General features: G+C 72.2%; 17 protein-coding genes and 1 tRNA gene. 8 read left to right on the plus strand and 10 right to left on the minus strand.

Features of this window, described 5'->3' with window-relative positions:
* Nucleotide 1: 1 nt before the first annotated feature.
* Nucleotides 2-661 carry an aminodeoxychorismate/anthranilate synthase component II gene (locus ELX43_RS00090; protein WP_127781581.1) on the plus strand — a complete coding sequence of 220 codons (660 nt, stop codon included), beginning with the start codon at nt 2-4 and terminating at the stop codon, nt 659-661.
* A gap of 16 nt (nt 662-677) precedes the next feature.
* Here the strand turns inward: ELX43_RS00090 and pknB are convergent, their stop codons facing one another.
* From pknB to ELX43_RS00125, 7 genes are all read right to left on the minus strand, one after another.
* Complete coding sequence (pknB, locus tag ELX43_RS00095; RefSeq protein WP_127781583.1) at nt 678-2,678, minus strand: Stk1 family PASTA domain-containing Ser/Thr kinase; 2,001 nt, start codon at nt 2,676-2,678, stop codon at nt 678-680.
* Nucleotides 2,675-4,168, minus strand: a complete 1,494-nt coding sequence (locus tag ELX43_RS00100; RefSeq protein ID WP_127781585.1) for a serine/threonine-protein kinase — start codon at nt 4,166-4,168, stop codon at nt 2,675-2,677. The genes pknB and ELX43_RS00100 overlap by 4 nt, the downstream gene beginning before the upstream one ends.
* Nucleotides 4,165-5,646, minus strand: a complete 1,482-nt coding sequence (locus ELX43_RS00105; RefSeq protein ID WP_127781587.1) for a penicillin-binding protein 2 — start codon at nt 5,644-5,646, stop codon at nt 4,165-4,167. The genes ELX43_RS00100 and ELX43_RS00105 overlap by 4 nt, the downstream gene beginning before the upstream one ends.
* A complete protein-coding gene (locus ELX43_RS00110) occupies nt 5,643-7,088 on the minus strand; it encodes an FtsW/RodA/SpoVE family cell cycle protein (protein WP_127781589.1) in 1,446 nt (481 codons plus the stop codon). The genes ELX43_RS00105 and ELX43_RS00110 overlap by 4 nt, the downstream gene beginning before the upstream one ends.
* Nucleotides 7,088-8,542, minus strand: coding sequence for a PP2C family serine/threonine-protein phosphatase (locus ELX43_RS00115; protein ID WP_127781591.1), 1,455 nt, complete (start codon nt 8,540-8,542; stop codon nt 7,088-7,090). The genes ELX43_RS00110 and ELX43_RS00115 overlap by 1 nt, the downstream gene beginning before the upstream one ends.
* Nucleotides 8,539-9,003, minus strand: a complete 465-nt coding sequence (locus ELX43_RS00120) for an FHA domain-containing protein (RefSeq protein ID WP_127781592.1) — start codon at nt 9,001-9,003, stop codon at nt 8,539-8,541. The genes ELX43_RS00115 and ELX43_RS00120 overlap by 4 nt, the downstream gene beginning before the upstream one ends.
* A 118-nt stretch (nt 9,004-9,121) precedes the next feature.
* Nucleotides 9,122-10,672 (minus strand): DUF3662 and FHA domain-containing protein, encoded by a 1,551-nt coding sequence (locus ELX43_RS00125; RefSeq protein ID WP_127781594.1) that lies wholly within the window; start codon nt 10,670-10,672, stop codon nt 9,122-9,124.
* A gap of 118 nt (nt 10,673-10,790) precedes the next feature.
* Between ELX43_RS00125 and ELX43_RS00130 the strand changes: the two genes are divergently transcribed.
* Nucleotides 10,791-10,873 (plus strand) — tRNA-Leu (locus ELX43_RS00130).
* A 72-nt stretch (nt 10,874-10,945) separates the two neighbouring features.
* Here ELX43_RS00130 and ELX43_RS00135 read toward each other — a convergent pair.
* Complete coding sequence (locus ELX43_RS00135; RefSeq protein WP_127781596.1) at nt 10,946-11,425, minus strand: hypothetical protein; 480 nt, start codon at nt 11,423-11,425, stop codon at nt 10,946-10,948.
* Between the two features lie 91 nt (nt 11,426-11,516).
* Nucleotides 11,517-12,116, minus strand: coding sequence for a QsdR family transcriptional regulator (locus tag ELX43_RS00140; protein WP_127781598.1), 600 nt, complete (start codon nt 12,114-12,116; stop codon nt 11,517-11,519).
* A gap of 105 nt (nt 12,117-12,221) precedes the next feature.
* On the opposite strand from ELX43_RS00140, the gene ELX43_RS00145 reads away from it, so the two are divergent.
* The 6 genes from ELX43_RS00145 to ELX43_RS00170 all read left to right on the plus strand — a co-directional run bounded on the left by ELX43_RS00145 (nt 12,222) and on the right by ELX43_RS00170 (nt 18,446).
* Nucleotides 12,222-13,073 carry an ABC transporter ATP-binding protein gene (locus tag ELX43_RS00145; RefSeq protein WP_241249454.1) on the plus strand — a complete coding sequence of 284 codons (852 nt, stop codon included), beginning with the start codon at nt 12,222-12,224 and terminating at the stop codon, nt 13,071-13,073.
* 1 nt (nt 13,074) lies between these two features.
* On the plus strand, nt 13,075-13,821 hold the full coding sequence (locus tag ELX43_RS00150; protein ID WP_127781600.1) for an ABC transporter ATP-binding protein: 747 nt from the start codon (nt 13,075-13,077) through the stop codon (nt 13,819-13,821).
* Between the two features lie 55 nt (nt 13,822-13,876).
* Nucleotides 13,877-14,755, plus strand: a complete 879-nt coding sequence (locus ELX43_RS00155; RefSeq protein ID WP_127781602.1) for a branched-chain amino acid ABC transporter permease — start codon at nt 13,877-13,879, stop codon at nt 14,753-14,755.
* A 12-nt stretch (nt 14,756-14,767) separates the two neighbouring features.
* Nucleotides 14,768-15,880 (plus strand): branched-chain amino acid ABC transporter permease, encoded by a 1,113-nt coding sequence (locus tag ELX43_RS00160; RefSeq protein WP_206518059.1) that lies wholly within the window; start codon nt 14,768-14,770, stop codon nt 15,878-15,880.
* Nucleotides 15,877-17,202: an ABC transporter substrate-binding protein gene (locus tag ELX43_RS00165; RefSeq protein ID WP_127781606.1), complete on the plus strand. Its 1,326-nt coding sequence runs from the start codon at nt 15,877-15,879 to the stop codon at nt 17,200-17,202. Before ELX43_RS00160 ends, ELX43_RS00165 begins: the two co-directional genes overlap by 4 nt.
* A 239-nt stretch (nt 17,203-17,441) precedes the next feature.
* A complete protein-coding gene (locus ELX43_RS00170; RefSeq protein ID WP_127781607.1) occupies nt 17,442-18,446 on the plus strand; it encodes an NAD-dependent epimerase/dehydratase family protein in 1,005 nt (334 codons plus the stop codon).
* 5 nt (nt 18,447-18,451) lie between these two features.
* Here ELX43_RS00170 and ELX43_RS00175 read toward each other — a convergent pair whose 3' ends face one another.
* Nucleotides 18,452-19,087, minus strand: coding sequence for a GPR1/FUN34/YaaH family transporter (locus ELX43_RS00175; RefSeq protein ID WP_127781608.1), 636 nt, complete (start codon nt 19,085-19,087; stop codon nt 18,452-18,454).
* Nucleotides 19,088-19,158 lie beyond the last annotated feature (71 nt).

Consider the following 19,158-nt stretch of genomic DNA (forward strand, 5'->3'; position numbering starts at 1 on the left):
CATGCGAATTTTGGTTGTCGACAACTACGACAGCTTTGTGTTCAACCTGGTGCAGTACCTGGGGCAGCTCGGCGTGCACGCCACGGTGGTGCGCAACGACGACCCGGTGCTCGACGACATCGCGGACTTCGACGGCGTGCTGCTGAGCCCGGGGCCGGGCACACCGGACCGGGCGGGCCGGAGCATGGAGCTGGTGCACAGCTGCGCCGCCTCCCGCACCCCGCTGTTCGGGGTGTGCCTGGGCCACCAGGCCATCGGCGCCAGCTTCGGTGCCACCGTGGAGCGGGCCCCGGAGCTGCTGCACGGCAAGACCAGCATCGTGGAGCACCAGGGTGCGGGGATCTTGGCGGGGTTGCCGACGCCGTTCGTCGCCACCCGGTACCACTCGCTGACCGTGCGCCCGGACACCGTGCCGGCCGAGCTGGAGGTGACCGCGCGCACCGCCAACGGCATCATCATGGCGCTGCGCCACCGCGAGCTGCCCATCGAGGGCGTGCAGTTCCACCCCGAGTCGGTGCTCACCCAGGGTGGGCACCGGCTGCTGGCCAACTGGCTGCGCCGGTGCGGGTTCCCGGTGGAGGAGTCACTGGTGGCCCAGCTCGAGCAGGACATGCGCGACAGCCTCGGGGACCTCTCCGAGCTCAGCCCCGCGGCGGTCTAGGCCCCCAGGGAACCGCTCAGGGCACACAGCCGAGCGGCAGGGCGATACCCGGCACCGGGCACCTGATGGGTGCCACCTCGGGCGGCGTGGTCGGCGCTGGGGGCGTGGTGGTGGGGGCCTGGAAGCGGCCCACCGTTATGGCGATCGGCGTGGTCGTGTCGATGTCGGTGCCGGCAGTGATGCTCTGCCCCTGCACCAGGCCCTGCTGAGACTGGTCGGTCACCGCCACCGCGGTGGAGGACAGCCCCGCAGAACCGCCCTTCCAGCCCGCCGCCTCCAGGGAGGCCTGCGCAGCGGCCGTGGTGATGCCCACCAGGTCCGGCATGGCCACCCGGTTGCCCCGGGAGACGCTCAGCGTCACCGTCGATCCCTGGGCCACCGAGCCACCGGCCGCGGGCTGCTGGGCGACGACCTTGCCCTGGGGGGCGGAGGAGTCGACGTTCTCCACCCGGCTGGCGAACTGCAGCTGCTTGAGGTTGCCCTGCGCCGACCCCACGTCCAGGCCCACCACCTGCGGGACGGGCACCAGCTGCGGTCCGCTGCCCAGCACCAGGGCGACGGTGCCGTTGGCGTTGGTCTGCGTGCCCGACCGGGGGTTGCTGTCGACCACCTTGTCCAGCAGCTGGGCGCTGGAGACCGCCCGGCCCGGGTTGGGTGCGACGGTGAAGCCGGCGTTGGTGAGCGCCGCGGTGGCCTCCGGCAGCGACAACCCGTTGACCTGCGGCACCGTGGCCTGCGGCGGACCGGAGGACACCCGCAGGATGATCACCGAGCCCTTCTCCTGCGAGCTGCCCACCGGGGGCGCGCTGTCCACCACCGAGTTCTTCTCCACCGTGGCGGAGGTGATGAACTCGCGCTTGGCGCTGAACCCGGCGCTGCTGAGCATGGTCTCGGCCACGGCCAGCGGCTGGTTGCGCACGTCCGGCACGGTGGTCTTCACCGGCCCGCTCTGGTAGGCGAAGGCGAACACCCCGACCAGCGCGAGCACGGCCACCAGCGCCACGGCGAGGGCGGCCAGCAGCCCCTTGCGCCGACGCTGGTCGTGGTGTGCGCCGTTGTCGTCCAGCCGCAGGTCCTCCTCGGCCCGGGCCCGGCGCGAGGCCGCGCTCAGCGCACCGGTGGGCCCGAGGATGGTGTCGCGCTCGGCGTCGGTCATCACCGAGGGGGCCGTCGGCCGGTTGCCGCCGAGCACCCGCACCAGGTCGCCACGCATCTCCCCGGCGCTCTGGTAGCGGTTGGCCGGGTTCTTGCTCATCGCCTTGAGGACGATGGAGTCCAGGGTGGCCGGCACGTTGGCGTGCACGGTGGACGGCGGGCGCGGGTCCTCGCGGACGTGCTGCACGGCCACGGCCACCGGGGAGTCACCGGTGAAGGGCGGTTCGCCGGTGATCAGCTCGTAGAGCACGCAGCCTGCGGCGTAGACGTCGGAGCGGGCGTCCACATGGTCGCCGCGGGCCTGCTCGGGCGAGAGGTACTGCGCGGTGCCGATCACGGCGGCGGTCTGGGTCATCGTGGAGGCGCCGTCGGCGATGGCGCGGGCGATGCCGAAGTCCATCACCTTCACCGCGCCGGCCCGGTCGATCATCACGTTGGCGGGCTTGACGTCGCGGTGGATGATCCCGTGGCGGTGGGAGAAGTCCAGCGCCGCACAGACGTCGGCCATGATCTCCATGGCCCGACGGGGAGACAGCGGTCCCTCCGCGCGCAGCAGGTCGCGCAGGGTCTCCCCGTCGACGTACTCCATCACGATGTAGGGCAGCGGGCCCTCGTCGGTGTGCGCCTCACCGGTGTCGTACACCGCCACGATGGCCGGGTGGTTCAGCGCTGCGGCGTTCTGGGCCTCTCGGCGGAAGCGCAGGTAGAAGGAGGGCTCGCGGGCCAGGTCGGCACGCAGCACCTTCACCGCGACGTCGCGGTGCAGCCGCAGGTCCACCCCGCGGTGCACCTCGGACATGCCGCCGAAGCCGAGCGTCTCCCCCAGCTCGTAGCGGTCGGAGAGCCTGCGTGGGGTGCTCATCCCGTCGTTGCTCCTGGTGCGCCACCGGAAGTGGCCGTGGGGGTGGGTGTGCCGGTGGCGCCGGCGCTTCCGGTGGACCCGTTGCTGGTGGGCGCGGTACCGCCGGTGGTGCCCCGCCCGCCGGTGGCGCTGGGCACGGTCGGGGCGGGCGCGCTGGTGGTGGTGGGGGGCACAGTCGCCGTGGTGGTGCGCTGCGACGTGGTCGGCGGCGCAGCCGTGGTGGTGGTGGGCGCCGGCGGCGGGGTGGTCGTGGTGGGCTCCTCGGTGGTGCTGGGAGCCTCGGTCGTGGTGGTCGCGCGGGTGGTGCTGGGCGCCCGCGTGGTGGTGGGGACCTGGGTGGTCGCGCTCGGTGCGGGCGCCTGGGTGGTGGTGGGCACCGGCACGCTGGGCGGGCCGTCGTCGTCACCGCCAGCAGAGCTGAGCAGCGCCCAGCCCCCCACGCCGAGCAGGGCGACCACCAGCACGGCGAGGATGGCCAGCAGCCCCTTGTTGGCGCTGGCGCGCTGCTGCTGGGCGACCGGGGAGTAGTCGGTGGCCTGCGTCGCCCCGGTCGGAGCCGCCGGTGGCACGGGAGAGGCAGCCATCCGCTGGGTGCGCGGGGGCGGAGCCGGCAGCGGTGGGGTCGCGGCCTCGGCCGGTCGCGCAGGGGAGCGCCCGGCCCGCACCGCGGCGATGGCGTCGGCGAACTGCCCCCCGGTGGCGTAGCGCTGCTGGGGGTCCTTGGCCATCGCCGACTCCAGCAGCACCCGGATGGTGGCCGGCACGTGCGGCGGCAGTGCGGGCGGCTGGTCGCGGACGTGCATCATCGCCACCGACAGCGGGTTGTCGCCGGTGAACGGGCGGCTGCCGGAGACGGCCTCGTGGCCCACCACGCCCAGGGCGTAGATGTCGCTGGCCGGGGTGGCCTCCTTCCCGAGCGCCTGCTCGGGGGCGATGTACTGCGCGGTGCCCACCACCATGCCGGTGCGGGTGACCGGGGCGGCGTCGGTGGCCTTGGCGATGCCGAAGTCGGTGATCTTCACCTGGCCGGTGGGCGTGATGAGGATGTTGCCGGGCTTGACGTCGCGGTGCACGATGCCACGGTTGTGCGCCGCAGCCAGGGCGCGGGCAGTCTGCTCCAGCATGTCCAGCGCCTGCTCGAGGTCCAGGGCACCCTCGCGGGCCAGCACGGCCGAGAGCGGCTCCCCGTCGACCAGCTCCATCACCAGGTAGGCGGTGTGGCGCTGGCCGTCGTCGAGGGTGGCTGTCTCGCCGTAGTCGTACACCCCGGCGATGCCCGGGTGGTTCAGCGCCGCGGCGGTGCGCGCCTCCACCCGGAAGCGGTCGACGAACTCGGAGTCGGAGGAGAACTCCGGCTTGAGCACCTTCACGGCGACGCGGCGGTTGAGCCGGGTGTCGATGGCCTCCCACACCTCGCCCATCCCGCCGACGGCGATCAGGCCGGACAGTCGGTAGCGGTCGGCGAGGACGGCGCCTGCACTCAGGCTCATCGGGGAACTCCTTGCAAGGCTGCGGCGATCACGGCTCGGCCGACTGGGGCGGCCACCGACGACCCGAGGGCGGCCAGCCCACGGTTGCCGCCGTTCTCCACCAGCACCGCCACAGCGACCTGCGGGTCCTTGGCGGGGGCGAACGCGATGTACCAGGTGTGCGGTGGGGTGTTCTTGGGATCGGCGCCGTGCTCGGCGGTTCCCGTCTTGGACGCGATCTGCACCCCGTTGATCTCACCGCCGCTGCCCGCGCGGGCCTCGGCGCCGACCATCAGCTGGGTGAGGGTGGCTGCGGTCTGGGGGGACATGGCCCGGTCCAGCGCCTTGGGGGAGGTGGCGTCACCGAGGGGGGACAGGTCCGGCCCCTGCAGGCTCTGCACCAGGTAGGGCTGCATGCGCACACCGCCGTTGGCCACGGTGGCGGCGATGACGGCGTTCTCCAGCGGGGTCACCCGCACGTCGCGCTGGCCGATGGCGCTCTGCGCGAGGGCGGCGTCGTCGTCGATCGGCCCCAGCTCGGAGGTGGCCACCGGCAGCGGGATGTCCTGGGCGGGGGTGCCGATGCCCAGCGCCCGGGCCTGCGCCCGCAGGGCCGCGTCACCCTCCGCCACGCCGAGCTCGGCGAAGGCGGTGTTGCAGGAGCGGGCGAAGGCCTCGGCGAAGGTGACCGTGGCGCCCGTGCCGCAGGTGGTGCCGTTGTAGTTCTCCAGCGTGGTGGTGGTACCCGGCAGGGTGACCCGCGGGGCGGCGGTCACCTGGCTGTTCGGGGTGATCTTCCCCTCGCCGAGGGCGGCCGCCGTGGTCACCACCTTGAAGGTGGAGCCGGGCGGGTAGGTCTCCGAGGTGGCCCGGTTGGTCAGCGGGGAGGCGGGGTCGTCCTGCAGCGCCGCCCACGCCTGCTGCCGGACGTTCGCGTCGTGGCTGGCCAGCGCGTTCGGGTCGTAGCTGGGGGTGCTGACCATGGCCAGGATCTCCCCGGTCTTGGGCCGGATGGCCACCACCGAGCCGGTGTAGCCGCGGGAGGTGAGCTGGTCGTAGGCGGTCTGCTGCACCCGGGGGTCGATGGTCAGGTTGACGTTGCCCCCGCGCGGGTCGCGCCCGGAGATCAGGTCGAACAGCCGCCGACCGAACAGGCGGTCGTCGGAGCCGTTGAGCACCGAGTCCTCGGCCCGCTCGATGCCGGTGGTGGCGTACTGGATGGAGTAGTAGCCGGTGATCGGGGCGTACACCCGCGGGTTGGTCGGGTACTGGCGCAGGAACTTGAACCGGTCGGAGGTGGCCTCCGACGACGCGAGCACCTGGCCACCGGTGGAGATCTGCCCGCGCTGGCGGGAGTACTCGTCCAGCAGCACCCGCTGGTTGCGCGGGTCGGCGCGCAGGCTGTCGGCCTGGAACACCTGGATGTAGGTGATGTTGCACAGCAGCGCCACGATCAGCACCATCACGGCGAACGCCACCCGGCGAAGTGGTTTGTTCACGGGCGCTTCACCATCTGCGTCGGGGCGTCCGCGATGGGAGTGGACGGAGTCGTGCGCGGGCGACGGGGCTGCGCCGGGCGGCGGGCAGCGTCAGAGATGCGGAGCAGGATGGCCACCAGGATGTAGTTGGCGAGCAGGGACGATCCCCCGTAGGACACGAACGGCGTGGTCAGGCCGGTGAGCGGGATGAGCTTGGTGACGCCACCGACGACGACGAAGACCTGCCAGGCGAGGGTGAACGCCAGCCCGCCGGCCAGCAGCTTGCCGAAGGTGTCGCGGACGGCGATGGCCGTGCGCATGCCTCGGATGACCAGCACCGTGAAGACCATGAGCACCGCGCCGACACCGATGAGGCCCAGCTCCTCGCCGATGGCGGCGACGATGAAGTCGGTCTTGGCGAACGGCACGGTCTCCGGGCGCCCAGCGCCCAGCCCGGTGCCCCCCACCCCGCCGGTGCCCAGGCCGAACAGCGACTGGGAGATCTGGTAGCCGCCGGTGTCGTAGGTCTCGTAGGGGTCCAGCCAGGTCTGCACCCGCACCTGGACGTGGGAGAACAGGTGGTAGGCCACGAAGCAGCCGGCCAGGAACAGCCCGCCACCGATGAGCAGCCAGCTCACCCGCTCGGTGGCCATGTACAGCATCACCAGCAGCGTGCCGAAGATGAGCAGCGCGAACCCAAGGTCCTTGTTGAACACCACCACCGCGATGGACACGCCCCACGCCAGCAGCATCGGTGCCAGGTCGCGGGCTCGGGGCAGGTCCATCCCCAGCACGTGCTTGCCGGCGGTGTCGAACAGGTCGCGCTTGGCCACCAGGAACGCCGCCGTGAAGATCAGCAGCAGGATCTTGGCGAACTCGCCGGGCTGGATGGAGAAGCCGAACAGCAGGATCCAGCTCTTGCCGCCGTTGACCTCGCTGAAGCGGGCCGGCAGCACCGCCGGGGTGATCAGCAGCACCAGGCCGAGCAGGCCGAAGGTGTAGCCGTAGCGGGCCAGGCTGCGGTGGTCGCGGACGAACCACAGCAGGGCCAGGAACAAGGCCAGGCCCAGCGTGGTCCACAGCAGCTGACCGGGAGCGTCTGCGCCGGGAACCACTCGCCCGGCCTGCGACGCCGTGGCGGCTCCCGCCAGGTCGATGCGGTGGATCATCACCAGGCCCAGGCCGTTGAGCAGCGCCACGCACGGCAGGATCAGCGGGTCGGCGTAGGTCGCCCAGCGCCGCACGGCCAGGTGCGCCAGGGCGAAGATCCCCAGGTAGGCGCCGCCGACCACGAGCAGGTCGCTGGAGAGCGTCTGGTCCTGGTTGGCCTCGACCAGGACCAGGGCGGAGGTGGTGATGACCGCGGCGAAGGCGAGCATCAGCAGCTCGGCCCCGCGGCGCGGGCGCGCCTCGGGGCTGACGGAGAGACCGGCGGGAGGGCTGGCCGGGCCGTTGCTGGGCATCAGCCCGCGCCCCGGCAGTCCTGGCCCGCGACGGGGCTGGGCACGGGCAGGTCGGTGCCCCGCGGCTCGTTGCCTGCGGTCGCCCCGGGGTCCAGCGGGCTCGGGCTCGGGGTGGTGGGGGCCGGCGTAGTGGATTGCGGAGTGGGGGACGGCTGCCCGGACGGGGCCGCGGGCACCGGCGATGCTGCGGCCTCCTCGCCGCACAGCGGCAGCAGCTCGGTGCGCACCAGCTGGTTGATCTGCTGGCGGGCCTGGTCCAGGGTGCCGTCGGGCAGCCCCGCGCTCACCTGGGAGCGGGCCGAGGGCCGCAGGTCGGTCAGGCGCAGCGCGGTGCAGCCGTCGCCGGCGGCAGGATCGGACAGGCGCAGCTCACCGCTGGTGTCCAGGCAGGCCTGCTCGGCGACACCCTGCAGGTTGACCCCGAGGATGCTGCCGCTGACGCCGCGGAACACCGCGACCTTGTCGTCGCGCACGCCCACGTAGTAGTTGGACTGGATGAGGGCGCGCCCCACCAGGGTGGCGATCACCAGCAGCACCAGCAGCACCAGCAGGGCGACCAGCCGGCGCCACAGCCGCTTGCGGGGCTTGCCGGCCGGCTCCGGGGGCGGCCCGACCTGCTGGGGCCCCACCCGTGCCGGGTTGACCGCGGCCGCACGGCCGGCGGCGGTGTTGGGGGTGTCCTGGACCTCGTCGATCCCGGAGACCGCCCCGGCCACGATCGGGCGGTCCTCGCCGTACTCGACGTCCACCACGTCGGCGACGATCACGGTGATGTTGTCCGGGCCGCCGCTGCGCAGGGCCAGGTCGATCAGCCGGTCGGCGCAGTCCTCGGGATCGGGAATCTGGAGCGTGTCCTTGAGCGTCTCGTCGCTGACCGGGCCGGTGAGGCCGTCGGAGCAGAGCAGGTAGCGGTCGTGGGCGCGCGCCTCGCGGATGGTGAGGCTGGGCTCGACGTCGCTGCCGGTGAGCGCCTGCAGCAGCAGGGAGCGCTGCGGGTGGTTGGCCGCCTCGTCGGCGGTGAGCCGGCCCTCGTCCACCAGTGACTGCACGAAGCTGTCGTCGTGGGTGATCTGGGTGAGCACGTCATCGCGGAGCAGGTAGGCGCGGGAGTCGCCGACGTGCACCATGCCCAGCCGCTTGCCGGAGAACAGCATCGCGGTGAGGGTGGTGCCCATGCCGTCCAGCTCGGGCTCGTTGGCCACCAGGTCGGTGATGGCGTCGTTGCCGGCGTGGGTGGCGTTCTCCAGCTGCAGCAGCAGGTCCTGGCGGGGGTCCTCGTCGTCCAGCGGGGCCAGCGCGGCGATGACGATCTTGGACGCCACCTCACCGGCGGCGTGCCCGCCCATCCCGTCGGCCACCGCCAGCAGCCGGGGACCGGCGTAGACGGAGTCCTGGTTGTTCGACCGGACCAACCCCCTGTCGCTGCGAGCCGCGTATCGCAGAACCAGGGTCATGGGCGCAGCTCGATCACGGTCTTGCCGATGCGCACCGACGTGCCCAGCGGCACCCGTACCGGTGAGGTCACCTTGTCCCGGTCGAGGTAAGTGCCGTTGGTGGAGCCGAGGTCCTCGACGTACCAGTCCGTCCCGCGCGGGGAGAGCTTGGCGTGACGGGTGGAGGCGTAGTCGTCGGTGAGCACCAGCGTGGAGTCGTCGGCCCGGCCCAGCAGCACCGGCTGGGTGCCCAGGGTGATTCGGGTGCCGGCCAGCGCGCCGTGGGTGACCACCAGCTGGCGGGCGACCTTCGGGTTGCGCCGGGACTGCCGCGGGCGTGTGCTGGTCTGGCTGGGCAGCGCCACCCGCAGCCCGGACGCGGCGTAGAGGTCGGTGCGCAGCACCCGCAGTGCCGCGAACACGAACAGCCACAGCAGGATCAGGAAGCCGCCGCGGGTGAGCTGGAGGATCAGTCCCTGCACGGTTGCGAGCACCTCCCTCGTGGTTGTCCGGTGGCTGTTGCAGTGTGGCACCGCCGTACCGGGTACCGGGTGGGGAGGTGCCCGTGACGGCGCCCCAAGCTCTGGCTGAGGACTCTAGCTAATTCTGGATGTGCACCACGACGTTCGAGCTGCCGGCGCGGATCACGTCGCCGTCGGCGAGCTGCCAGTTCTGCACGGGTGAGCCGTTGACGGCGGTGCCGTTGGTGGAGCCGAGATCGGTGAGCATGGCCACGCTGCCGTCCCAGGTGATCTCCAGGTGTCGCCGGGAGACCCCGGTGTCCGCCACGCGGAAGTCGGCGTCCTGCCCGCGGCCGACCACGTTGCTGCCGTTCTTGAGCGTGTGGGTACGGCCGCTGCCGTCGTCCAGGTGCAGCGACGCAGTCAGGCCCTGGCTCGCGCTGGCCTGCGGGCCGCCGTAGCGCTCGTCGTAGTAGCCGACCTGGGTCTCGAAGCCGCCCGACTGCGGGTAGGCCTGCTCCGCGCCCGGGTTGTTCTCCGGCTGTGGATAACTCGGCCCTTGCTGTGGATAGCTCGGCTGCGAGTAGCCCGCGGGGGCGTATCCGGCGCCGCTGTAGGCCGGTGCGGAGTCCTGGCTGGGGTGCCCCTGCGACGGGTAGGAAGCACCCTGCTGCGGGTATCCACCCTGGTAGCCGGGCTGCTGGCCGTACCCGGGGTCGGCGTAGCCCGGCTGCTGCGGGTATGCGGGCGGCTGCCCGTAGCCCGGTGCGGGGGGCTGTGCATAACCTGCGCGCGGATCCGGAGCCTGACCGTTGCCCGGCTGGTCCTGCGGCCGTTGGCGCTCCGCCTGCTGCGAGTACCCGCCCGGGTAGCCGCCCTGCTGCGGTGGACCCTGGTACCCGAAGGACTCGGCCGGCTGCGGGTAGCCCGGAGGCTGGCCGTGCCCGCCCTCCGAGTAGCCGCCCTGGGGGTAGCCGGCCGGCGGGCCGTAGGGGTACCCGCCCTGCGGTGCGGCGGGCGCGGGGCCCTGGGGCCCGCTGGCCGCGGGGGCGTCCGGTGCGGCGGGTGCCGGGTAGCCACCGGAGCGCTCGCCCGGCTCGGCACCGGGTCCCGCGTCCTCGGCGGCACTGACGGGCTGCCAGGGTGCCCGCGGCGCGGAGTCTGGTCCCTGCCCCTCGGGGTGGCGGTCAAAGCCGTTGTCCTGGCTCATGGGGGCTGCTCCTGAGAGGTGGGCGAGGTCACCAGACCCACGCTGGGGGTGCGGCACGTGCTCGGATGAACTCGGTGCGGGCGGGCGGTAGGGCATGGCGTGCACCGCGTCGGGGTCGACGCTCGAGGTGATGCGGAACTGCCCGGTGTGCAGGGAGTCGGAGGGCTCCAGGCGCACCGCGACGCCGCCGTAGGTCTGCCAGGCGTGCTGGTCGATCTCGTCACGGGCGAACCCGGCGAGCATGTCCGCAGCCTTGCGCTGGTCCCCGGCGAGGCGGGTGTGGTCGGAGGTGCTGAGTGCCACGACATAGCTGTTGGGGGCGAGCCAGTGGCCACCGGGAAGCTGGCGGGCGCCGTCGGAGGCTTCCCTGCGCACAGCCTGCTCCAGCTCCTGCGGAACCACCCCGCCCCCGAACACCCGGGCAAAGGCGTCTCCGACAGCGTCCTCGAGCTTGCGCTCGAAGCGTTGGACGATGCCCACTGCGGCCCTCCTCCTGAGTTGTCCAGATCGTGCCTTGTCAGCCGATCGTATCGGCATCGCTGATGGGGAGGCCGTCAAACGGCCCCCCGGCAGCGTGCTAATCTTCCCCGCGTCGCTCGGGCGAGTGGCGGAATGGCAGACGCGCTGGCTTCAGGTGCCAGTGTCCTCCGGGACGTGGGGGTTCAAGTCCCCCCTCGCCCACCGATGTAGTGAGAGAAGCCCCGACCACTGGTCGGGGCTTCTCTCGTTCTCCGGCCCACAGGGAGCCCAGAGCTACGTGCTCGGCTCCTCGTGCGGGGCCGTGGCCGCGTGGTCGTCGCCAGCCTTGGCGTCGCCGTCGCTGGCGCCCTTGTCGTCGCCGGCGCCCGTGGTGTCCGTGGTGTCGTCCGCCTCCTGCTGGCGATGATCGGCGGGCTCTTCGGGCTCTTCGGGCTCGGCGGGCTCCTGTGGCTCCTCGGACTCGTCATCGGGCGCCGCGGGCTCCGTGGGCTCCTGTGGCTCCTCGGACTCGTCTTCGGGCTCCGTGGGCTCCTCGGACTCGTCTTCGGGCTCGGCGGGCTCCGTGGGCTCCTGTGGCTCCTCTGCTGCCGGCTCCGCTGCAGCCGCCTCCTCGCGCCGGGCCTGCTCCACCTCCGCCTTCTCGGCCTCACGGTCCTCGATGAGGTTGCCCACCCGGCTGCGCTCCTCGTGTGCCTCCCCGATGGCGCGCTCGGCCTTCTCCAGTGGTTCGCGGCTGGCTTCCTCGTCGGACATCGGTGGCCTCCTCGGCTGGCGGATAGGTAGATGCTGCTGCCCGGACACCGAATCCGTCAACGGTCCGGCGCGCCGCCCCGCAGCGCGCTGATCAGCGCAGGAGCGCGCGCAGCACCCTGCGCGCCCGGTCGCCGTCGGCGGCCTCACCGGTCAGCTCGAAGGCGTGGGCGTACACCTCGATGATGCGTGCGGAGGTGTAGGCGAGGTCCTCCAGCGCCACGTCGCCGCCCACGGTGAGCAGTCCCGCCGCGTGGTCCTTGCGGAGCAGGCCGAGGATCCGCGCCACCAGCCGGGAGTGGTAGCCGAAGCGCCGCCCGGTGAGCAGGGTGAACGCGTAGGCGCTGTCGTGGCCGAGGAACGCCCGGATGCCGGGGTGCTCGATGACGACCAGGGCGTACTCGGCCACCAGGCGCGGTGCCACCGCCTGTCCGTCGTCCGGAAGGTCGCGCTCTAGGTGGTCGAAGGTGCGATCAGCCAGCGACCACAGCGCGTCGGCCACCAGCTGGTCCCGGGAGCCGAACCACCGGTACAGCGTCGTGCGGTTGACGCCGACGTCCTGCGCCAGCGCGGCCATGTCCAGGCGCTCACCCGCCAGGAGCGTGCGGCCGGCCACCCGCAGGGTCTGTGCCTGGGGCGTGAGGACGCGACCCACGCTGGGGGCGGGCAGGCGTGGTGCAGGGCTCTTGGGCATCAGTGTCCGTCCTTGACGTGATGAAGGTCTCATGGTGTGATCCACGCAACTTGCCAGAGCAACAAACATAACGGTTTGTTGCAGCGGGGGTCCAGGAGGCACGCAGTGTCGGAGATCAGCACAGCCGCTCCGAGCGGGGACAGGCAGCCGGCCGACCAGGCTGCGGGGGCAGTCTTCGCGGCCTCCGGCGTCTCGGTCAGCTTCGGCGGTCTGGTGGCCCTCAACGACGTCTCCTTCCGGGTGGAACCCGGCCAGGTGCACGGGGTGATCGGCCCCAACGGCGCCGGCAAGACCACCCTGTTCAACGTCTGCTGCGGCTTCGTCGCCCCGGACCAGGGGCGACTGGAGTGGGACGGGCGCGAGCTGGTCAAGCTCCGCACCCACCAGCTGGCCGGCCTCGGCATCGCGCGGACGCTGCAGGGTGTCGGCCTCTTCGCTGGCCTCACCGTGCTGGACAACGTGACGACCGGGCTGGCCGCGCGCCGACGCGCCGGCTTCGTCTCCGCCGCACTGGGCCTGCCGCGGTCTGACCGCGAAGAGCGCGAGCTGCGGGCCCGCGCGTGGTCGGCGCTGGAGCGGTTGGGGGCCACCGGCCTGGCGCACCGCTACCCCTCGACGCTGCCCTACCCGGACCAGAAGCGGGTGGCGCTGGCCCGGGCGATCGTCGCCGAGCCCCGGTTGCTGCTGCTCGACGAGCCCGCCGCGGGGCTGTCGGAGGAGGAGATGCACGAGCTGGGCGAGACGATCACCGCACTCACCAGCGACATGGCCGTGATGCTCGTGGAGCACCACATGGACCTGGTGATGCGCATCTGCGACACCCTCACCGTCCTGGACTTCGGCCAGGTCATCGCGGCCGGGCACCCCGACCAGGTGCGGGACGACCCCGCGGTCGTCGCCGCCTACCTCGGCGCTGAGGTCGACCCCACCGACCAGCTCACCATCGGAAGGGGCTGACGTGCTGCAGGTCCAGGACCTCGTCACCCGGTACGGCCCGGTGACCGCGCTCGACAAGGTCGGCTTCGAGCTGGAGACCGGCCGCATCACCGCGGTGCTCGGCGCCAACGGCGCCGGCAAGACCTCGCTGCTGCGCACCATCAGCGGGCTCGTCCGCCCGGACAGCGGCCGGGTGCTGCTGGAGGGCAGCGACATCACCTCGGCGCCCGTGGAGCAGATGGTGCGCCGCGGCATGGCGCACGTCCCCGAGGGGCGCGGCGTGATCGCCGAGCTCACGGTGGCGGAGAACCTCCGGCTGGGGATGCTGGGTGCCGCCAAGACGGCTCCCGGCACCGACAGCAGCGACCTGGCCGGCGGCAGCGACCTGGCGGTGACCACCCTCGCCGACGCCTACAACCTGTTCCCCGTCCTCGGGGAGCGCCACACCGCCCAGGCGCACGTGCTCTCCGGCGGTGAGCGCCAGATGCTGGTCATCGCGCGGGCACTGCTGTCGCGGCCGCGGCTGCTGCTGCTGGACGAGCCCTCGCTCGGCCTGGCGCCACGCATCGTCGCGCAGATCTTCGGCCTGCTCCGCCGGCTCGTGGACTCCACCGGGCTGACGGTGCTGCTGGTCGAGCAGAACGCCCGCAGCGCGCTGTCCATCGCCGACACCGGCGTGGTGCTCAACCTGGGCCGGGTGGTGGCCACCGACTCCGCAGCCGCCCTGCTCGACGACAGCGCCCTGCGCCACTCCTACCTGGGCTTCTGACCACCGGCCACCGACCGCCCGGCCGCTGACTGCCTCCGACGACCTGGAGCCCGCCTTGCAGCACTTCGTGAACGTCTTCCTCAACGGGCTGAGCCTGGGGATGATCATCGCCGCCTTCGCCCTCGCCCTGGTCCTCATCTTCCGGTCCACCCGCATCGTGAACTTCGCGCAGGGCTCCATGGCGATGTTCACCACCTACCTCGCCCTCGAGGTGGTCAGCGCCGGCTACTCCTACTGGCTGGCCTTCGCCGTGGCCCTGGCGGCCGGCTTCGTGCTCGGCGGGCTGATCGAGCGGGTGGTGATGCGCCCGGTGGAGGGCAAGGCCGAGCTGAACGCGGTGATCGTCACCCTCGGCCTGTTCGTGGCCATCCAGGCGCTGGCGGCCATCCTCTTCGGCTCCTCGTTCAAGTCCTTCCCCTCCCCGGTGGGGCTGACCGGGTTCCAGGTGGGCAGCTTCAACCTGGCGCTCACCCCCACCGGCCTGCTGGTCTACGGGGTGGTGCTGGTGGTCCTGGTGGGCATCGTCGTGCTCTTCCAGCGCACCAACCTGGGCCTGACCATGCGCGCCGCGGCGTTCGACAACGAGGTGTCGCGGCTGCTCGGCGTGCGGGTCTCCCGACTGCTCACCTTCGGCTGGGCGCTGGCCGGGCTGGTCGGCGCGGTGGCCGGGATGCTGATCGCCACCGGCAGCCTGGTCTCGCCGGGCTACATGGAGCCGATCATCGTGCTCGGCTTCGTCGCCGCCGTGATCGGCGGCCTGGACAGCCCGGTGGGCGCTGTCGTCGGAGGTCTGCTGCTGGGGGTCGTGCTCTCCGGCGTCAGCGGCTACCTGGCCCCCGAGCTGGTCAACCTCTCCGCGCTGGCCCTGCTGATCGTGGTGCTCCTGCTGAGACCGAGCGGGCTGTTCTCCAGCGCCGTCGCCCGCAGGGTCTGACAAGGAGTGATGATGCGACACAGCCTTGCGCCCGCCAACCTGGTGCGGTCGAACCTCGTGCGCCAGCTGCTCGTGGCCCTGGTGGTGCTGGTGGTGGCGGTGGCGGTGCTGGAGTCCACCAGCTCCTTCCGCAACTCCCAGCTGGCCACCATGTCCTACTACTGCATCGCCACGGTGGGGCTGACCCTGCTGACCGGGCTGAACGGGCAGATCTCGCTGGGGCACGGCGCGCTGCTGGCCGTGGGGGCCTACACCGCCGCGCTGATGCTGCGGGCCGACGAGCCGCTGGCCTTCCCGCTCATCGCCCTGACGGCCATCCTGGTCACCTCGCTGGTGGGCCTGGTGGTGGGCCTGGCCGCGGCCCGGCTGCGCGGGCCCTACCTCGCCGGGGCCACCCTGGCGCTCGCTGTGGCACTGCCCGGGCTGGCGCTGTACTTCAGCGACACCCTCGGCGGCGAGGCTGGGCTCACCGTGCCCACCCCGCCGGCCCCGGCGTGGTTCAAGGACCTCGTCGACACGCTCAGCGGCAACCCGGTCACCGGCACCAAGTACGTCGCCTACCTCGGCTGGGTGGCCTTCGCCATCACCCTGTTCCTGCTGCTCAACCTCACCCGCAGCCACGTGGGTCGGCACTGGCGGGCGGTGCGCGACAACGATGTCGCCGCCGAGCTGGCCGGGATCAACCTCGGCCGCACCCGGGTGCAGGCGTTCGTGGTCAGCGCGGCGTGCGCCGGGCTCGCGGGGGCGGTGATGGCGCTGGTGGTGCGGCTGGCCGCGCCCAGCGCGTTCACGCTGGTGCTGTCGCTGGGTCTGCTCACCGCCATCGTCATCGGCGGTCTCGGCTCCATGAGCGGGGCAGTGCTGGGATCGGCGGTGCTGGTGTTCCTGCCCGGCACGGTCACCGACTTCGCCACCGCCCGCGGCCTCGACAGCACCCAGGCCGCCCAGCTGGCCCCGCTGATCTACGGCGTCGTGCTGGTGCTGGTGATCCTGCTGGCGCCCACCGGGCTGTTCGGCACCCTCGCCACGGCCTACCGGCGCTTCCGGTCGACCAGGTCCACCCAGAAACCCACCCCACCGCGGTCCACCCCACCGGGCCCGGTCCAGCTGAAGGAGAAGGCATGACCATCCGAAAGAGACGAGGCCTGGCCCTGGCCGGCCTGCTCAGCGCGACCGCGCTGGTCCTGTCCGCCTGCGGCGGCGGGGGCAGCGGTGAGGGCGGCGACGCCTCCGACGTGGGCGTCACCGCGGACAAGGTGGTGATCGGGGGGCACTACCCCCTCACCGGGGTTGCCGCCCCCGGCTACAGCGAGATCCCGGTCGGCGCCAAGGCGTACTACGACTTCGTGAACAAGGCGGGTGGGGTGAACGGCCGCCAGATCGAGTTCAAGTACCTCGACGACGGCTACAACCCGGCCAAGACCAGCGAGGTGGTCAACCAGCTGGTGCTCAAGGACCAGGTCTTCGCCATCGTCGGTGGGCTGGGCACCCCGACGCACAGCGCGGTGGTGGACTTCCTGAACTCGGAGAAGGTGCCCGACCTGCTGGTCTCCTCGGGGTCGCTGATGTGGGACCAGCCGAAGGAAGACCCGATGACCTTCGGCTGGCAGACCGACTACGAGAGCGAGGGCAAGGTCCTCGGCCAGTACATCCAGAAGAACATGCCGGGCGCCAAGGTCGGGCTGTTCCTGCAGGACGACGACCTCGGGGCGGACGGCGCCAAGGGTGTCAAGCAGTTCGTCGGCAACCAGGTGGTGGCCGAGGTCAAGTACGTGCCGGGCAACACCGACGTCGGCCCGCAGCTGGCCAACCTGCAGAAGGCGGGGGCGGACGTGGTGGTCGGCTTCAACGTGCCCTCCTACACCGCGGTGTCCCAGCTGACCGCGATGAAGCTCAACTACAAGCCGAAGTGGCTCTACTCCAACGTGGGGTCGGACCCGAAGCTCGTCGGCTCGCTGCTGAACCGGTTCTCCGAGGGCAAGGTCACCGGCCCGAGCCCGCTGGCCGGGGTGTTCACCACCGAGTACATCCCCGGTGTGGACAGCGCCGACGACCCCTGGGTGCAGCTGTGGCAGAAGGTCTGGAAGGAGCACGGGGACGGCACCGAGCTGACCAACTACAAGATCTACGGCATGTCTGAGGCGTTCACCTTCGTGCAGGCGCTGCAGGCTGCCGGCGCCAGCCCCACCCGGGAGGGCATCGTCAAGGCGATCGAGACGCAGGGCAAGGACTTCCAGGGGCCCAACCTGGTGCCCTACCGCTACTCCAGCGACCGGCACGCCGGAATCGGGGGCATGCGGGTGGTGCAGCTCGACGCCAAGGCCGACGGTGTCCCCGTGACCCCGCTGCTGCAGACCGACGTCGGGGACGCCCCGATCACTGAGTACACCGGCAAGCCGGCCACCCCGCCGGCCAGCGGGATCCCGGACGTGAAGCCCGCGGGCTGATCCCGAGAGACCGACCACCAGGCGCCCGCCCCGCCCTGCACCGGGGCGGGCGCCCTGCCGTGTGCCGAGAAGAGACCGGGGTCACACTACGAGCCGGCCGGGCTGCAGCGGGCCCTGCGCGCCCTGCCAGCCGGCACCGGCGACGGGCAGGTGGCAGGGTCCAGCAGCGGGGGCGCCAGCCCCGAGCGCGGTACGGATCCGTTGACCAGCAGGGAGACAGACGTGGGCAAGGCGACCTCATGACCAGCAGCGAGCCGATCACCGTGGCCGTCACCGGGCCCACCGGTGAGATCGGCGCCGCCGCCGTGGAGGCGCTGGAGCGGGATCCGGCCGTGGGCACGGTGCTGGGGATGGCGCGGCGCCCCTTCGACCCGGCCGAGCGGGGCTGGACCAAGACCCAGTACCGCCAGGGCGACATCCTCGACCCCGTGGCCGTGCGGGACCTGGTGGCCGAGGCCGACGTGGTGGTGCACCTGGCGTACCTGATCATGGGCTCGCGCGAGGAGAGCCAGCGGATCAACCTGGCCGGGACCCGCAACGTCTTCGAGGCCACCGTCACCGCCGCCCGGCCGCGGCGGCTGGTCTACACCTCCTCGGTCGCCGCCTACGGCTACCACAGCGACAACCCGGTGCCGCTCACCGAGGACGTGCCGGTGCGCGGATCGGCGGAGCACTACTACTCCGAGCAGAAGGCCGCCTGCGAGCAGCTGCTGGCCGAGACCACCGCCGGGTCCGACCTGCAGGTGTACGTGCTGCGCCCGTGCATCGTCGCGGGACCACGGGCGACGGCGCTGGCCCGCAGCATGCCCTGGAAGAAGGTGAGCGACCGGCTGCCCGGCGCCGTGCTGCGGCTGCTGGACGCCGCCCCCGGGGTGGCGCCGGTGATCCCGGACCCCGGGGTGCCCGTGCAGCTGGTGCACCACGACGACGTGGCGTCGGCCATCGTCGCCGCCGTGCTGGGCGTGGGAGCTCCCGGCGCCTACAACCTGGCCGGGGACGGCGAGATCACCCTCACCGACGTGGCGCACGCGCTGGGGGCGCACGCGGTGTCGGTGCCGCCGGCGCTGGCCACGGTCACCGCCGAGGTGGTGGCCCGGCTGCCGCTGGTGCCCGCCATGGCCGAGTGGGTGCACATCCTGCGCACCTCGGTGGTGATGGACACCAGCCGCGCCAAGCACGAGCTGCAGTGGAAGCCGGCGCACACCAGCGCGCAGACGCTGGCGGAGATGGCCGCGGTGCTCTAGCCGGGCTACCGCGCGTCCACCGAGCGCGGCCGCGGGGCCAGCGGCACCACCGGCAGGATCACCCGCCCCCAGGTGGCGTTGGCGACCCCGGCGAAGGAGGCGTACGCCGCGGCCGCTGCCGTCGCCAGCCCGACGTAGCCGCCCCACTTCAGCACCGACGTGCTGTCCATGTACTCGCCGGTGCACAGCAGGATGAAGGTGGCGGCCAGCAGCAGGAACACCAGGGCCACCGCGGCGCTCACCCGCAGCGAGGCGACGAGCATGTAGCAGGTGAAGATCGCCCAGCCCAGCAGGAACACCCCGATGGCCTTGTGCGCGGTGTCCGGGGGCAGCTCGTCGTGGAAGAACTGCACGAAGGCGGCGTAGGACAGCCAGAACGCCCCGTAGGAGGTGAACGCCGTCGCGCCGAAGACGTTGCGGTTGCGGAACTCCCACATCCCAGCCAGCAGCTGGGCGATCCCGCCGTAGAACAGCGCCAGCGGGAGCACCACGGCGTCGAGGTCGGCCGGGAGCAGGTCGGCGTTGAACACCGAGACCACGAACGTCGTCATGGCGAAGGCGGCCAGGCCCAGCGGGGCGGGGTCGGCGACGCCTGGCTCCGCCGCCACGGCTGGGGTGGGCTCGGAACGGATTGTGCTCATCGGCGCCTCCTCGGGTGGGTCGCCCGGGGAGCGACCATGGGCTGTGCTCCACGTCACGCTAGGCAGGAATC

Source organism: Rhodococcus sp. X156 (genome assembly GCF_004006015.1).
In the GTDB taxonomy this organism is placed as follows: Bacteria; Actinomycetota; Actinomycetes; order Mycobacteriales; family Mycobacteriaceae; genus X156.

Excerpts from the sequence above, each read along its gene's own strand:
- ELX43_RS00090 (WP_127781581.1), top strand. The coding sequence starts at position 2 with ATGCGAATTTTGGTTGTCGACAACTACGACAGCTTTGTGTTCAACCTG.
- pknB (WP_127781583.1), bottom strand. The coding sequence starts at position 2,678 with ATGAGCACCCCACGCAGGCTCTCCGACCGCTACGAGCTGGGGGAGACG.
- ELX43_RS00100 (WP_127781585.1), bottom strand. The coding sequence starts at position 4,168 with ATGAGCCTGAGTGCAGGCGCCGTCCTCGCCGACCGCTACCGACTGTCC.
- ELX43_RS00110 (WP_127781589.1), bottom strand. The coding sequence starts at position 7,088 with ATGCCCAGCAACGGCCCGGCCAGCCCTCCCGCCGGTCTCTCCGTCAGC.
- ELX43_RS00115 (WP_127781591.1), bottom strand. The coding sequence starts at position 8,542 with ATGACCCTGGTTCTGCGATACGCGGCTCGCAGCGACAGGGGGTTGGTC.
- ELX43_RS00135 (WP_127781596.1), bottom strand. The coding sequence starts at position 11,425 with ATGTCCGACGAGGAAGCCAGCCGCGAACCACTGGAGAAGGCCGAGCGC.
- ELX43_RS00140 (WP_127781598.1), bottom strand. The coding sequence starts at position 12,116 with ATGCCCAAGAGCCCTGCACCACGCCTGCCCGCCCCCAGCGTGGGTCGC.
- ELX43_RS00160 (WP_206518059.1), top strand. The coding sequence starts at position 14,768 with ATGCGACACAGCCTTGCGCCCGCCAACCTGGTGCGGTCGAACCTCGTG.
- ELX43_RS00165 (WP_127781606.1), top strand. The coding sequence starts at position 15,877 with ATGACCATCCGAAAGAGACGAGGCCTGGCCCTGGCCGGCCTGCTCAGC.
- ELX43_RS00170 (WP_127781607.1), top strand. The coding sequence starts at position 17,442 with ATGACCAGCAGCGAGCCGATCACCGTGGCCGTCACCGGGCCCACCGGT.
- ELX43_RS00175 (WP_127781608.1), bottom strand. The coding sequence starts at position 19,087 with ATGAGCACAATCCGTTCCGAGCCCACCCCAGCCGTGGCGGCGGAGCCA.